Source organism: Variovorax sp. 05L425 (genome assembly GCF_056397705.1).
This window is the reverse complement of the sequence record NZ_JBFTNY010000009.1, coordinates 113534-127946: the sequence shown is the minus strand read 5'-3', so window position 1 is coordinate 127946 and position 14413 is coordinate 113534. Positions and strand designations below refer to the sequence as shown.

The 14413-nt window shown below is 64.6% G+C and carries 17 protein-coding genes; 8 read left to right on the top strand and 9 right to left on the bottom strand.

Features of this window, described 5'->3' with window-relative positions:
• Positions 1-26 precede the first annotated feature (26 nt).
• The 7 genes from AC1DN9_RS12770 to nagZ are packed head-to-tail and all read left to right on the top strand — an operon-like array spanning position 27 to position 5102.
• A complete protein-coding gene (locus AC1DN9_RS12770; RefSeq protein WP_478100637.1) occupies positions 27-383 on the top strand; it encodes a DUF4845 domain-containing protein in 357 nt (118 codons plus the stop codon).
• Positions 384-430: 47 nt separating this feature from the next.
• Complete coding sequence (rnc, locus tag AC1DN9_RS12765) at positions 431-1129, top strand: ribonuclease III (RefSeq protein ID WP_478100635.1); 699 nt, start codon at positions 431-433, stop codon at positions 1127-1129.
• On the top strand, positions 1126-2097 hold the full coding sequence (era, locus tag AC1DN9_RS12760; RefSeq protein ID WP_478100633.1) for a GTPase Era: 972 nt from the start codon (positions 1126-1128) through the stop codon (positions 2095-2097). The genes rnc and era overlap by 4 nt, the downstream gene beginning before the upstream one ends.
• Before the next feature lie 41 nt (positions 2098-2138).
• Positions 2139-2888, top strand: a complete 750-nt coding sequence (gene recO, locus AC1DN9_RS12755) for a DNA repair protein RecO (protein WP_478100631.1) — start codon at positions 2139-2141, stop codon at positions 2886-2888.
• Positions 2885-3640, top strand: coding sequence for a pyridoxine 5'-phosphate synthase (locus AC1DN9_RS12750; RefSeq protein ID WP_478100629.1), 756 nt, complete (start codon positions 2885-2887; stop codon positions 3638-3640). The genes recO and AC1DN9_RS12750 overlap by 4 nt, the downstream gene beginning before the upstream one ends.
• Positions 3637-4032 carry a holo-ACP synthase gene (acpS, locus tag AC1DN9_RS12745; RefSeq protein ID WP_478100627.1) on the top strand — a complete coding sequence of 132 codons (396 nt, stop codon included), beginning with the start codon at positions 3637-3639 and terminating at the stop codon, positions 4030-4032. The genes AC1DN9_RS12750 and acpS overlap by 4 nt, the downstream gene beginning before the upstream one ends.
• On the top strand, positions 4029-5102 hold the full coding sequence (gene nagZ, locus AC1DN9_RS12740) for a beta-N-acetylhexosaminidase (protein WP_478100625.1): 1074 nt from the start codon (positions 4029-4031) through the stop codon (positions 5100-5102). The genes acpS and nagZ overlap by 4 nt, the downstream gene beginning before the upstream one ends.
• On the opposite strand, the gene AC1DN9_RS12735 is transcribed toward nagZ, so the two are convergent.
• The 4 genes from AC1DN9_RS12735 to AC1DN9_RS12720 form a co-directional block, all read right to left on the bottom strand.
• Complete coding sequence (locus tag AC1DN9_RS12735; RefSeq protein ID WP_478100623.1) at positions 5103-5612, bottom strand: M48 metallopeptidase family protein; 510 nt, start codon at positions 5610-5612, stop codon at positions 5103-5105. It lies immediately after the preceding gene.
• Positions 5609-6889: an Hsp70 family protein gene (locus tag AC1DN9_RS12730; RefSeq protein ID WP_478100764.1), complete on the bottom strand. Its 1281-nt coding sequence runs from the start codon at positions 6887-6889 to the stop codon at positions 5609-5611. The genes AC1DN9_RS12735 and AC1DN9_RS12730 overlap by 4 nt, the downstream gene beginning before the upstream one ends.
• A complete protein-coding gene (gene lysS / locus AC1DN9_RS12725) occupies positions 6883-8439 on the bottom strand; it encodes a lysine--tRNA ligase (RefSeq protein WP_478100621.1) in 1557 nt (518 codons plus the stop codon). The genes AC1DN9_RS12730 and lysS overlap by 7 nt, the downstream gene beginning before the upstream one ends.
• A gap of 124 nt (positions 8440-8563) precedes the next feature.
• On the bottom strand, positions 8564-9211 hold the full coding sequence (locus tag AC1DN9_RS12720) for an LON peptidase substrate-binding domain-containing protein (protein ID WP_478100619.1): 648 nt from the start codon (positions 9209-9211) through the stop codon (positions 8564-8566).
• A 50-nt stretch (positions 9212-9261) separates the two neighbouring features.
• Between AC1DN9_RS12720 and AC1DN9_RS12715 the strand changes: the two genes are divergently transcribed.
• Positions 9262-9822 (top strand): YggT family protein, encoded by a 561-nt coding sequence (locus AC1DN9_RS12715; RefSeq protein WP_478100617.1) that lies wholly within the window; start codon positions 9262-9264, stop codon positions 9820-9822.
• 18 nt (positions 9823-9840) lie between these two features.
• On the opposite strand, the gene accD is transcribed toward AC1DN9_RS12715, so the two are convergent.
• The 5 genes from accD to truA are packed head-to-tail and all read right to left on the bottom strand — an operon-like array spanning position 9841 to position 14407.
• Positions 9841-10713 (bottom strand): acetyl-CoA carboxylase, carboxyltransferase subunit beta, encoded by an 873-nt coding sequence (accD, locus tag AC1DN9_RS12710; protein WP_478100615.1) that lies wholly within the window; start codon positions 10711-10713, stop codon positions 9841-9843.
• A 24-nt stretch (positions 10714-10737) separates the two neighbouring features.
• Positions 10738-11583: a tryptophan synthase subunit alpha gene (gene trpA / locus AC1DN9_RS12705; protein WP_478100613.1), complete on the bottom strand. Its 846-nt coding sequence runs from the start codon at positions 11581-11583 to the stop codon at positions 10738-10740.
• Positions 11580-12857, bottom strand: a complete 1278-nt coding sequence (trpB, locus tag AC1DN9_RS12700; protein ID WP_478100611.1) for a tryptophan synthase subunit beta — start codon at positions 12855-12857, stop codon at positions 11580-11582. Before trpB ends, trpA begins: the two co-directional genes overlap by 4 nt.
• A gap of 54 nt (positions 12858-12911) precedes the next feature.
• Complete coding sequence (locus AC1DN9_RS12695; protein ID WP_478100609.1) at positions 12912-13598, bottom strand: phosphoribosylanthranilate isomerase; 687 nt, start codon at positions 13596-13598, stop codon at positions 12912-12914.
• A complete protein-coding gene (gene truA / locus AC1DN9_RS12690) occupies positions 13595-14407 on the bottom strand; it encodes a tRNA pseudouridine(38-40) synthase TruA (protein WP_478100607.1) in 813 nt (270 codons plus the stop codon). Before truA ends, AC1DN9_RS12695 begins: the two co-directional genes overlap by 4 nt.
• Positions 14408-14413: the final 6 nt, after the last annotated feature.

The window sequence follows — 14413 nt, the reverse complement described above, 5'->3', positions numbered from 1 at the left end:
GGCATTTCATCGAGGGGAAAGAGGGCATGAGAACTCAGCAGGCAAAACAGAAACAGCGCGGAATCTCGTTCGTGGGGCTTTTGTTCGTGGCCATCGTGGTCGCGTGTGTGGGCGTGGTGGTGGCGCAGGTCATTCCGACGTTGATCGAGTATCAGGCGATCACCAAGGCCGCGAACAAGGCCAAGGAAGGCACGACGGTGCCCGAAGTCCGCGCCATCTTCGACCGCGCGCAGGCCATCGATGACTTCAAGTCCGTCAGCGGCAGGGATCTCGACGTGAAGAAGGATGGTGACAAGGTGATTGTGTCCTTTGCCTACGACCGCGAAATCCACCTCTTCGGGCCGGCCTATCTCGTGTTGAAGTACCGAGGCCAATCGAGCTAGATGAAACGCACCCCCAGGCTTGCCGGGTTGGCGGCGTCGATCGCGCCGTGACCGAGAGTGGCCTCGCCGCGCTCCAGGCGCGCCTTCAGCATTCGTTTGCGGATCCGCGGCTCCTGCAGCGGGCCCTGACCCATCGCAGTTTTTCGGCCGATCACAACGAGCGGCTCGAATTTCTCGGCGATTCCGTCCTCAATCTCGCCGTATCGCACCTGCTCTTCACGCGCCTTTCGGAAATGCCCGAAGGCGATCTGTCCAGGGTTCGGGCCAATCTGGTCAAGCAGGACACGCTGCATCAGCTCGCGATCAAGCTGGCGTTGTCGCCGCTGTTGCGGCTTGGCGAGGGCGAGGCGCGTTCGGGCGGATCGAATCGGCCATCGATCCTGGCCGATGCGCTCGAAGCTGTCATCGGCGCCGTCTATCTGGATGCTGGTTTCGCTGCCGCTCAAGCGCTCGTGCAGCGTCTGTACGTGGCCGTCGAGATCAATCCACGCATGGATGCGGCGGCCAAGGACCCCAAGACCGAATTGCAGGAATGGCTCCAGGGCCACAAAATGAAGTTGCCGGTCTATCGCGTGGTCGGAACACTCGGCGCGGCGCACAAGCAGACCTTCGAGGTCGAATGCGAAGCGCCTGATCTGGGTCTGCGCGAGCACGGTATCGGCGGCTCGCGCCGTGCCGGCGAGCAGGCTGCCGCGGCGGCGATGTTGATCCGGCTCAAGGCGCGCGGCGCGAAGGCATCCCCATGAACGACCCCAAAGACTCCGCTCCCCATCCGCCGGAAGGCGGGATGGACGCTGCCAACCCGGCTTCGTCTTCTCAACGATGCGGCCTGGTCGCCATCGTCGGCAAGCCCAACGTCGGCAAGTCGACCCTGCTCAATGCACTGGTGGGCCAGAAGATCAGCATCACCTCGCGCAAGGCGCAGACCACGCGCCACCGCATCACCGGCATGCGCACGCTCGGCGCCACGCAGTTCGTGTTCGTCGACACGCCGGGCTTCCAGACGCTCCATGCCAACGCACTGAACCGCTCCCTCAACAAGACGGTCGTCGGGGCGGTGTCGGACGTGGATTTGATCCTCTTCGTGGTGGAAGCCGGCAGTTTCACCGCGGCGGATGAGCGCGTGCTGAAGCTGCTCGGCAGCGGGATTCCCACAGTGTTGATCGCCAACAAGCTGGACAACGTGCATCGCCGCGCCGACATCGCGCCGTGGCTGCAGACCATGCAGCAGAAGCATGCCTTCGCCGAGTTCGTGCCGATGTCGGCAAAGAATTCGAAGGACATCGAGCGCGTCTTCGGCATTTGCGAGAAATACCTGCCCGAGCAAGCCTGGTGGTATGCCGAAGACGAACTCACCGATCGCAGCGAACAGTTCCTGGCCAGCGAAATGGTACGAGAGAAGCTGTTCCGCCTGACCGGCGATGAACTTCCCTACACGTCGACCGTCATCATTGACAAGTTCGAGGAAGAGCCGCCCGCGCGCAAGGGCCACAAGCGCCTGCTCAAGATCGCTGCGACGATCGTCGTGGAGCGAGACGGCCACAAGGCCATGGTCATCGGCGACAAGGGCGAGCGCATCAAGCGCATCGGCACCGAGACGCGCCAGGAACTCGAGAAGCTGATGGACGCCAAGGTGTTCATCGAGCTCTGGGTCAAGGTGCGGTCCGGCTGGGCCGACGACGAAGCCCGCGTCCGTTCCTTCGGCTACGAATGAGCAGAGGCTGATGCTCCCCCGATCGGAGCAAGCCTGCGGGTATGCGAGCCACTCATGAGCCGGCCTATGTGCTGCATCGCTACGACTGGAGCGAATCGAGCCTGATCCTCGAGACCTTCACCCGGCACCATGGCCGTATCGCGCTGGTGGCCAAGGGCGCCAAGCGACCCAGCTCCAATTTCCGGCCCGTGCTGCTGCCGCTGCAGCCGCTGCAGCTGAACTTCAGTGGCGACGCCGAAATCCGCACCCTCAAGGGCGCCGAGTGGATGGGTGGCCATGTGATGCCGACGGGCGAGGCGCTGCTGTCGGGCTACTACGTCAACGAGTTGCTGCTGCGCCTACTGGCCCGGGACGACCCGCACGAGGCACTTTTCGATGCCTATGCCGCGGTGGTCCAGGTGTTGGCCGGCGACCATGCCGGTGCGCAGGCCGCCACGCAATCCGCCGCGCTGCGCGCCTTCGAACTGCTGTTGCTGCGCGAGGTCGGCTTCCTGCCGGCGCTCAACGCCCAGACGCTCACGCTGGCGCCACTGACGCCGGGCGACCGCTATGCGCTCGTCCCCGAAGCCGGCCTGCGTGAAGCCTTTGACGACGAGGCCGCACTGCAGGGCGCCGATTGGCTGATGCTGCAGGCCGCGCTCGACGACCGTGCGCCATTCGCGTCGACACTCAGGGCATGTGCCGGCGTCAACGGCGCACTTCGTACCCAATTGCGCGCCTTGCTCAACTACCATTGCGGCGTTGCAACGCTGCGTACGCGGCAGATGATGCGGGACCTGCAAGCCCTATGAGCTCTTCCACTTCCACCGCCCTTTCGGTCAATCTCAACAAGGTCGCGCTGGTGCGCAATACGCGGCAGCTCGGCATTCCGAGCGTGTTGTTCGCGGCCGCGCTATGTCTCGACGCCGGGGCGCACGGCATCACGGTGCATCCGCGGCCAGATGAGCGGCACATCCGCCCGCAGGATGTGCACGATCTGTCGGCCTTGCTGCACAGGGACTGGCCGGCGGCCGAGTTCAACATCGAGGGCAATCCTTTCCACAATCTGATGGAGTTCGTGCGCGAACTGCGTCCGCACCAGGCCACCTTCGTGCCGGACAGCGAAACCCAGTCGACCAGCGACCACGGATGGAGCTTCCCTGAAGATGCCGATCGCCTGCGGCCCGTGATCGCCGAGGCGCGTTCGCTGGGCGTGCGCGTGAGCCTGTTCATGGATCCGAATCCGGAAATGATGGCGGCGGCCAAGGCGGTCGGCGCCGATCGCGTCGAGCTCTACACCGAGGGCTACGCCGCCTCGCGCGATACCTCGAAGGCGGAAGCCGTTCTGCAGCTTTATGTGGAAGCCGCGCGCGCCGCGCATGCCGCCGGCCTCGAGGTCAACGCCGGACACGACCTGAGCCGCGAGAATCTCACGGAATTCCTGCGCGCCGTGCCCGGCGTGCGGGAGGTGTCGATCGGCCACGCGTTCGTGTCGGACGCTCTCGAACTCGGCTACGTCGCGGCCACGCGCGAGTATTTGCGCCGTATCGACGAGGCAACGTGATCTTCGGCATCGGCACCGACATCTGCGATGTCCGGCGCATCGCCGCCACCTTCGAGCGCCAGGGCGATCGATTCGCGCGGAAGGTCCTGAGCGACGCCGAGTACGCTACCTGGCAGGCGCGCAGCGCCCGTTGGCCCCATCGGGGCTTGCGCTATCTGGCCACCCGGTTTTCCGCCAAGGAGGCTTTCAGCAAGGCGATCGGCATGGGCATGCGCATGCCGATGAGCTGGCGGAACTGCGAGATTGCCAACCTGAAGAGCGGCAAGCCCGTGATCGTGCTGCACGGCCCCCTCAAGGACTGGTTCGAAGGGCAGGGCCTGAGCGCCCACGTGACCGTGACCGATGAAACCGACTATGCGGCGAGTTTCGTCGTCATCGAGCGCAAGGAATGACCGACAAAGCACAACATGCCCCGCTGATCATCGATGTCGCGGGAGCCGAACTCAACGCCGCCGACCGCCGCCGTCTCTCAGATCCGCTGGTCGGCGGCGTGATTCACTTCGCGCGGAACTGGCGCGACCGCGCCCAGATGTGCGCGCTGAATGCCGAAATCAAGGCGCTGCGACCCGACATCCTGATCTGCGTGGACCATGAGGGCGGCCGCGTTCAGCGTTTCCGCACCGATGGCTTCACGCGGTTGCCGTCCATGCGCACCCTCGGCGAGATGTGGATGAATGATCCGCTCCGGGCGACCCAGGCGACGGTTGCCTGCGGGCACGTTCTGGCAACCGAACTCCGGGCTTGTGGCGTCGATTTCAGTTTTACGCCCGTGCTCGACCTGGACTACGGCGAAAGCAGCGTGATCGGTGACCGCAGCTTTCACCGCGATCCTCGCGTTGTGGCCCTGCTCGGCAGGAGTCTGATGCACGGATTGCTGCAGGCGGGCATGGCCAATTGCGGCAAGCATTTTCCCGGACACGGCTTCGTCAAGGCCGATTCGCATGTCGCGATTCCTGTCGATCGGCGCGGCCTCAAGGCGATCCTTGCAGACGATGCCCGCCCTTACGACTGGCTGGTCGGCTCGCTCGCGGCGGTCATGCCGGCGCACGTGGTCTATCCGAAGGTCGATGCGCGGCCGGCCGGGTTTTCCTCGAAGTGGCTTCAGGAGATCCTGCGCGGCAAGTTGCGCTTCGACGGCGCCGTGTTCAGCGACGACCTCAGCATGGAAGCAGCGCGCCGGGTGCAGGGCAATCTGCTGAGCTATACCGATGCGGCGCTGGCCGCTCTCCAGGCGGGCTGCGACTTGGCGCTGCTTTGCAACCAGAGCGTCGGAGAGGGTTCTGCGCTTGACGAGTTGCTCGATGGCTTCGCTGCAGCCGCGCGGAGCGGGCAGTGGAAACCGAACGGTGCGAGTGAAGCGCGCCGCTTGAGCCTGCTGCCCAGGACCCCGGCGCTGGAGTGGACGGCGTTGATGCAGTCGACCGCGTACTGCCAAGCCGTCGAGATGCTGCCGCGCCCTTGATTAGACTGCGGTCGACCAAAGACGGTCGCCGCCCTGATCGAGATGCGTCAGATAGAGACGCAGGTCGAACTCGTACTGGTGGTAGTCCGGCTCCATGTGCGTGCACAGTTGGTAGAAGGCCTTGTCGTGCTCGCGCTCCTTGGTGTGGGCCAGCTCATGGACCACGATCATCCGCAGCCATTCCTCCGGCACCTCCTTGAACAGGCTCGCCACGCGGATCTCGCGTTTTGCCTTCAAGCGGCTGCCCTGCACGCGTGAGACGGTCGTGTGGGTACCGAGCGCGTTCCGGATCACGTGGAGCTTGTTGTCGAACGCGACCTTGGACAGCGGCTCCGCGTTGCGCATGAACTCGCTTTTGAGATCGCTCACGTAGTCGTACAGCGCTCGGTCGGTGCGTATGTCGTGCGTGCTGCCGTAGCGTTTCTTCAGCAAGTCGCCCAGGCGACCCTGTGCGATGAGTTGCTCGACCTGGGCGCGAAGTGCCGCAGGGTATGCGGCGAGATACTTCATGCGGGTTCCGGTACACGTTCCGAAGCCGCGGCGTAGGCCAGTCCGGCGGCGACACCGCCGAAAAGATCGCCTTCGACCATCTCGACGCCGGGGAACGCCGTCCGAAGTGCGCTCTGGAATGGACGGAGCGCCGACGATCCACCTGTCAGATAAATCGCGTCGAGTTTTCCGCTGCCGTGCGAGGCACGCTGGACGCAATCCCGAGCGCAGGCGACGACGTTGTCGAGCGCGACGGCGAGGTGTTGTGCCATGGCATCGGCTCCGAGGGTCACCGCCAGGCCGGATTCCGCGCACGACAGGTCGATGGCGACACTGTCGTCCGACATGGACGCGCGAATCTTGGCGCCTTCCACCTCGTTAGCGATCCGGTGGCCTTCGCGGTGCACGAGCACGTTCATCAGGCGGTCATGCAGGCGCGTGTCGAGGTAGCTGGTTCGCAGATCCTGCACCTGCCGAATCGCCTTGGGCGCGTAGAGCCAGTTGATCAGGTGCCAGGAGGAGAGGTCGAAGAATGTGCGGCTCGGCACTTCGCGGCCCTGGGGCCCGATATGGCGGAAGCCGAGTTCCGGCATCGCGCATTCGAGGCTCAGTCGCTGGTCGAAGTCGGTGCCGCCGATGTGCACGCCGGTAGTGGACAACACGTCGGCCGCTCGGTCGCCGTTCGCCATGCGTTCGGGACCCAGGCGCACCACCGTGAAATCGGAGGTCCCGCCGCCGATGTCGACGATCAGGACCAGAGACTCCCGATCGATGCGCCGCTCGTAGTCGAATGCCGCTGCGATCGGCTCGTACTGAAATGACACTTCACCCAGCCCGGCGTTCTTCGCTGCGCGCCTCAGGGTGCTCTCCGCCAGCTTGTCGCGTTCCGGATCATCATCGACGAAGCGAACCGGGCGCCCGACCACGACGCGGCTCGGCTGCGCTCCGAGTTGCTTGCGGGCCCGCATACCCAGTTCCGACAGGAACAGGGTGATGATGTCCTCGAAGCGCATCCGCTCGTTGAAGATCTCGGTCTGCTCCTGCATGAGAGAGCTGCCCAGCAGGCTCTTGAGCGATCGCATCAGCCGGCCTTCGGTGCCCGCCAGATAGAGCGAGATCGCCTCGCGACCGAAGTGCGTGGTGCGTTCCTCGGCGTTAAAGAACACGGCTGTCGGGATCGTCGTTGCAGTACCTTCCATCGGCAGCGGACGCGCCATTCCATCGTCCGCCACGAAGGCGACGGCGGAATTCGACGTGCCGAAGTCGATCCCGATCGCCGGGCCGCGTGTACTCAAGATTCCCGCCGCAATGCCGGAAACAGGATCACGTCGCGAATGCTCGGCGAATCGGTCAGAAGCATCATCAGGCGATCGATGCCGATGCCGCAGCCACCGGTAGGCGGCATGCCGTATTCCAGCGCGCGCACGAAGTCGTGGTCGAAGTACATCGCTTCGTCGTCGCCGCTGTCCTTGGCCGCGACCTGCGCGTTCAGTCGTGCCGCCTGGTCTTCGGCATCGTTGAGCTCGCTGAAGCCGTTGCCGAACTCGCGACCAGTGATGTAGAGCTCGAAGCGCTCCGTCACTTCGGGGCGATCATCGTTGGCGCGTGCGAGCGGCGAGATCTCGGTGGGGTGTTCCATGATGAAGGTCGGCTGCCAGAGCTTCTCTTCCACGGTCTCTTCGAAATACATCACCTGCAGGCTTGCGAGGCTGCGCTGCGAGAGCTTGTCCTTCTCTTCGCTCAGGCCGAGCTTGCGCAGGGCGTTGACCAGCCAGGCCGCGTCGTCGACATTCGATCCGGCATCGGTGTGCTTGAGGATCGCCTCGCGGATGGTGAGCCGCTCGAAAGGTTGGGTCAGGTCGACTTCCTTGCCCTGGTAGGTCAACTGCTGGGTGCCGACCGCCTTGTCGGCGATCGTGCGGATCAGCGTTTCGGTGAAGTCCATCAGATCGCGGTAGTTCCAGTACGCCGCGTAGAACTCCATCATCGTGAACTCGGGGTTGTGCCGCACCGAGATGCCTTCGTTGCGGTAGCTCCGGTTGATTTCGAACACGCGTTCGAAGCCGCCCACGATCAGTCGCTTGAGGTACAGCTCCGGCGCGATGCGCAGGAACATCTCCTGGTCGAGCGCGTTGTGGTGCGTCACGAACGGCTTGGCATTGGCGCCGCCTGGAATGGGATGCAGCATCGGCGTCTCGACTTCGAGGAAGTCATTGGCCACCATGAACTCGCGCAGGGCGCTCACGGCCCGGCTGCGCGCGGCGAAGCGTTCGCGTGCCGTTGCATCGGTGATCAGGTCGACGTAGCGCTGGCGGTACTTCTGTTCCTGGTCAGCCATGCCGTGGAACTTGTCCGGCAATGGCCGCAGGCTCTTGGTCAGGAGGCGCAGCTTCGTGACCTTGACGGAGAGTTCGCCGGTCTTGGTCTTGAAGACGGTGCCTTCGGCGCCCACGATGTCGCCCAGATCCCAGCGCTTGAACTCGGCGTAGGCGTCCTCGCCGACGGCGTCGCGCGTGACGTAGAGCTGGATGCGTCCGGTGGCGTCCTGCACGGTGGCGAAACTGGCCTTGCCCATCACGCGCTTGAGCATCATGCGTCCGCCGACACTGACCTCGATGGGAGCGGCCTCGAGCACTTCGGGCGACGTCTCGCCGTGTGCGGCAACCAATGCCGCTGCGCGGTGACCGGGTTTGAAGTCGTTCGGAAACGCGACCCCTTTGCCCTCGGCCTGGGCTTGGCGCAGCGCCTTCAGTTTTTCGCGCCGTTCGGCGATGAGCTGGTTGTCGTCAATGGCCGCGGCTGGCGTTGCGGCGGGGGTGGGAACAGAGGGTGTCAGGTGGTCGGACATGGGGCTGGATGGTGGCGCGCGCGGAGGCGCGCGCAACCCGCCATTTTAGCCTTGCAGGGCTCGTGGCGAACCGCCCTCCATGGCGCACCGATGCTGGATCGATTGCTATCGAACTTGTAGCAGGCTACTTGACGATGCCGGTGCGCGCCAACAAATCGCTGACCAGTTCGAGGCGCATCAGCGGGCTGTCGAGTTCCATCAACCGCTGCTTGAGTTCGGGCTGCACCGGCAGCAGTTCGCACCAGCGATTGGCGACCCATCCGCAATCGCCGAAGCGGCAGGGTTCCGGAATGGGCAAGCGAACGTTCGGGTCGCCTTCGTTGCGCCGACGCTCTTCCAGCGTGTCGACCAGTCGACGCAGCGCGTCGGCCGCGTGGCGAAGGTCGTCGGGAACCTCGAGAGGCAGATCGTCGGCGATGGATTCGACCTCGGCCGTCCACAGCCCGTGCTTCTGCAATTCGCTCGAGCGAATGCGAAAGCGCTGCGTGCCGACGCATTCGATCTGCATCAACCCGGCTTGCGGCGATTCGAATTCGCGGATGGTTGCGAAGGTACCGAGCGTGGCAAAGCGCTCGGCTTCAGCCCCCGCCCTGCGAACCTCCGAGCCCTGCGTGAGACTGACCACGCCAAAGGGCGAGCCGTTCTTGTGGCATCTGCCGATCATGTCGAGGTAGCGCACCTCGAAGATGCGCAAGGGCAGAAGGCCGCCGGGAAACAACACGGTGCCCAGGGGGAACAAGGGAAGGGAGCGCAGAACGGGTTGTGTCGTCATTGGTGAACCTTGGCGTGGCTATCATCGCATTCCGCTCACGACCTCGCGCCATGCTCTATCAGATCCCATCGTTCCTGCTCGACGTGATCGTCGGCCTTCTGGGCGGCGCTTGCCTGCTGCGTCTCTACATGCAATACCACCGGGTGCCGTTCGGCAATCCGCTGGGGCGCTTCGTGTTCGCCATCACTGACTGGATCGTGCTGCCGCTGCGCCGAATCGTGCCTTCGGTCAAGCGCTGGGACCTGGCCAGCGCGGTGGCCGCCTGGCTGCTCGTCATGGCGAAGTTCGTGCTGCTGTGGTTGCTGATGGGCGGACTTGGCCATTGGACGATCCTTCCGCTGGTGTCGCTCATCGGTCTGCTGCAGCTCGCGGTGTCGGGGCTCACTGCGCTGCTGATTGTCTACGCGGTGTTGTCGTGGGTGCCGAATGCGTCTTCGATGCTGCACGACTTGATTGCGCGCCTGGCGGACCCGCTGGTGCGGCCGTTGCGGCGCTTCGTTCCGCTGGTCGGCGGCGTGGACCTCTCACCGCTGGTCGCCATCGTGCTGCTGCAGGTCGGCGCGATCGTCCTGGGCAGCGCGATGGCTTCGGTCTTCACCCTGGGGCCGTAAGCCGGGTCTTCGCGCCTGTCAGATCACCGCGTCCGCGGGTTGACGCAACAGCATCGCCAGGGTGTTTGCCACCGTCTTGCGCAGCTCGCGCCGATCGCAGATGAAGTCGATGGCGCCCTTGGTCTGGAGGAATTCTGCGCGCTGGAAGCCTTCGGGCAAGGTCACGCGCACGGTCGATTCGATCACGCGCGGGCCGGCAAAACCGATCAGCGCCTTCGGCTCGGCGATGACCACGTCGCCCACGAACGCAAAACCTGCGCTCACGCCGCCCATGGTCGGATCGGTCAGCACGCTGATGTAAGGCAGTCCCTTCTTGGCGAGGTGCGTCAGCGCCGCATTGGTCTTCGCCATCTGCATCAGCGAGAGCAGGCCTTCCTGCATGCGCGCACCACCGGTTGCGGTGAAGCAGATGAACGGCACCTTCTGCTCGATGGCGGTTTCGACGCCGCGCACGAAGCGCTCGCCGACCACGCTGCCCATGCTGCCGCCCATGAAGTCGAACTCGAAGCAGGCAACCACGACATTGATGCTGTGGACTGAGCCGCCCATGACGACGAGCGCATCGGTTTCGCCGGTGTTTTCCAGCGCTTCCTTGAGGCGTTCGGGGTACTTGCGGCTGTCCTTGAACTTGAGGGCATCGACCGGGAGGACTTCCTGGCCCACTTCGTAGCGGCCTTCGGAATCGAGAAAGGCGTCGAGACGCGCTCGCGCACCGATGCGGTGATGATGGCCGCAGCTCGGGCAGACATTCTGGTTGTGTTCCAGATCCGTCTTGTAGAGCACGGTCTCGCAGCTCGGGCACTTGATCCAGAGGCCCTCGGGCATCTGGCGGCGCTCGCTCGGGTCGGTCGGCGCAATCTTTGGGGGTAGCAGTTTTTCAAGCCAGCTCATGGGGGCTCCTTGTGTTGGCGGCGATTATCGGCCAGCCGCGTTCTTCGGAATGGCTGCGGGCAGGGCGTCGAGTGCTTGCCGGATTCCGGCCAGAAATTCCCGCACCAGGGGCACGACTGCGTCGCGCGGCTGGCCATCGATCAATTGAATGATCCGGCTGCCGATCACGACGGCGTCGGCCGCCGAGCCCACGGCCTGCGCGGTGCGTGCGTCGCGGATGCCGAAGCCCACGCCGACAGGCACTTTCACGTGCTGGCGGATGCGTGGAATCATCTGGCCGACCGCTTCCGTGTCGAGGTTTCCGGCACCGGTCACACCCTTGAGCGAGACGTAGTAGACGTATCCGGAAGCAATGCGACCGACCTGCGCCATGCGCTCGTCGGTGCTGGTCGGCGCGAGAAGGAAGATCAGGTCGATGTTTTTCGCCTTGAGGTCGGCGGCGAATTCCTCGCACTCCTCGGGCGGATAGTCGACCACCAGCATGCCGTCGACGCCAGCCGCCGCTGCATCGCGGACGAAGCTGCCCTTGCCATGCACGCCGTCATAGCGCTCGACCGGGTTGGCGTAGCCCATCAGCACGACGGGCGTGGCCTGGTCCTTCTGGCGGAAGGCCGCAACCATGGCCAGAACCTGCTTCGTGCCGATGCCCAGGGCCAGGGCGGCTTCGCCGGCCTGCTGGACCACGGGACCGTCCGCCATCGGATCGGAGAACGGAACGCCGAGCTCGATCACATCGGCGCCGGCCTCGACCATGCCGTGCATGAGATCGGGCGTGATGTCGGCGTAAGGGAAGCCCGCTGTCACGTACGGAATCAGTGCCCTGCGGCCGTCTTTCTGTAAGGCTTCGAAGGTGGCTGCAATGCGGCTCATGCCTTGCCTCCCTTCACGTTGAGGCCGCGCATCGACGGCCGGTCGTAGAAGTCGATGCCTGAGAGATCGGCGACCGTGCCGATGTCCTTGTCGCCGCGGCCGGACAGGTTGACCAGGATCGATTGGTCCGGGCGCATCGTCTTTGCCAGCTTCATGGCATAGGCCACTGCATGGCTCGATTCCAGCGCGGGGATGATGCCTTCGGTGCGGCAGAGATAGTGGAACGCCTCGAGCGCTTCGGTATCGGTGATGCCGACGTACTCGGCGCGACCGATGTCGGCAAGGTAGGCGTGCTCGGGCCCCACGCCGGGGTAGTCGAGACCCGCGCTGATGCTATGGGTTTCTGTCACCTGACCGTCTTCGTTCTGTAGCAGGTACGTACGGTTGCCGTGCAGCACACCGGGGCTGCCGCGCAGGATCGAAGCGGAGTGCTTGCCGCTGTCCAGGCCTTCGCCGGCCGCCTCGACGCCGATCAGCCGCGTGCCCTCGAACGGAATGTAGGGATGGAAGATGCCCATCGCATTGCTGCCCCCGCCCACGCAGGCGACCACCACGTCGGGCTGCCTGCCTTCGGCTTCGCCGGTGATGCCTTGCGCCGCGAGCATGGCCGGCATCTGATCGATGCATTCGTTGCCGATCACGCTCTGGAAGTCACGCACCATGGTCGGGTAGGGGTGAGGCCCGGCGACCGTGCCGATGATGTAGAACGTGTTCTCGACGTTCGTGACCCAGTCGCGCATGGCCTCGTTGAGGGCGTCCTTCAGGGTCTTGCTGCCGGACTCCACCGGAACGACGGTCGCGCCCAGCAGGTTCATCCGGTAGACATTGGGGCTTTGGCGCTTGACGTCCTGGCTGCCCATGTAGACCACGCATTCGAGGCCATAGCGCGCGCAGATGGTGGCGGTAGCCACACCGTGCTGGCCAGCGCCGGTCTCTGCGATCACCCTTGGCTTGCCCATCCGCTTGGCCAGCATGGCTTGGCCGATGGTGTTGTTTACCTTGTGGGCGCCGGTGTGGTTGAGGTCTTCGCGCTTCAGATAGATCTGCGCACCGCCCATTTCGCGGCTGGTGCGTGCGGCGTGATAGATCGGCGACGGCCGGCCAACGAAATGCGCGAGTTCGTAGCGGAATTCGGCAAGGAATTCCGGGTCGTCCTTGTACTTTGCGTAGGCGTCACGCAATTCATTGATGGCGTGGGTCAGCGTTTCGCTGGCGAAGGTCCCGCCGTAGATGCCGAAGTGGCCGGTGGCGTCTGGTTGCTGATAGGTGTTCATGGTCTCGATCAGTGGGCCAGCGCCCGACGATCGAGACGGGCTGCCGGCAGCAAACTAGGAAGAGGCATCGGCCGCGCGAACTGCGGCGACGAACTCGCGAATCCTTCCGGCGTCCTTGATGCCCCTGGAGGCTTCGACGCCCGAACTCACGTCAACGGACAGCGACTTGCAGCGCGTCCGCAGCTGGCGAATGCCATCGCCCACGTTTGCAGGTGTGAGCCCACCACTCAAGACGAGGTGAGCGTCGACGGCGGGTGGAAGAAGTGACCAATCGAATGCCTTGCCGCCGCCGCCATAGGCTTCGACGTGAGCGTCGAGCAGGATGGCTTGGGCGCGGGAGTAATCGGACGCGTATTTTACGAGGTCGAAGCCCGCGCCGGCGGCGCCCAGCGGAATCCGGGCTGCACGCATGAACCGGTGGGCGCCCCGGCCGCAGCCTTCCCAGCATTGTTCGGGCGTCTCGTCGCCGTGGAACTGGGCGATGGCGCCGGTTACCGAGGAGAGGGCTCCCACGCTTCGTGTCGTGTCTTCGTTGACAAACAGCAATACCGGCGTGACAAAGGGCGGAAGCCGAGAGGCCAGATCCGCCGCTCGCTCCACCGTCACCGCGCGCGGGCTGGGCGGATAAAGGACGAATCCGATCGCATCGGCACCAGCCTCCACGGCGGCGTCAACGTCCTGTTCGCGCGTCAGCCCGCAGATCTTGATTCGAGTGCGGCTGCTCGAGACGGTGGCGTTCATGGCGGGCCATCATACGCAGCGCCTCCTCCGTCCAGGGTCGCCTCGGGCGGGAGACCCCAGCCGGCGGCATACAACGGTCCGAGAAAGTACAAGCCGTTCGGCGAGAAGGTTGGCGCCGCGACCACGCGACTGCGCGCTTCCAGGACTTCGAGCATCCATTCCGGCCGTTCGTCGCCCCGGCCGATGCGCACGAGACAGCCCATGATGTTGCGGATCATGTGATGAAGGAACGCATCGGCCTCGAACTCGAAGTGCCAGCGGCAACGCTCCGTATCTCCGTGCCGCGTGATGACAATGCGGCGCAAGTTCTTGATCGGCGAGCGCGCCTGGCAAGCCGAGGCCCGGAACGAACTGAAATCATGCTGACCCAGGAGCATTTCCGCGGCGGCACGCATGGCATCGCCGTCCAGCGGGTACATTGACCAGCCCACGCGCCCGGCGTCAAGGCTGGGGCGAACCGGCGATTGCGAAAGGATGTAGACGTAGCGGCGCGCGAGCGCGCTCGCGCGGCAATGGAACTGATCGGGGACGGGCTGCGCCCACTGCACACCGATATCGTCGGGGAGAAATCGGTTGGTGCCACGCATCCAGGAAAAGGGCGCGCGATCGACGGAAGTGTCGAAATGCACCACCTGCATCAGGGCATGGACACCTGCATCGGTGCGGCCTGCGCAGAGCGTGGAGATCGGCTGTGCGGCAAATTTGGTCAGGGCGGCTTCGAGCTTGTCCTGCACGGTCCGGCCCGAAAGCTGGCTTTGCCAGCCTTCGTAAGCCTGACCGTTGTAACGGACACCGAGAGCCAGCCTCACGACAGG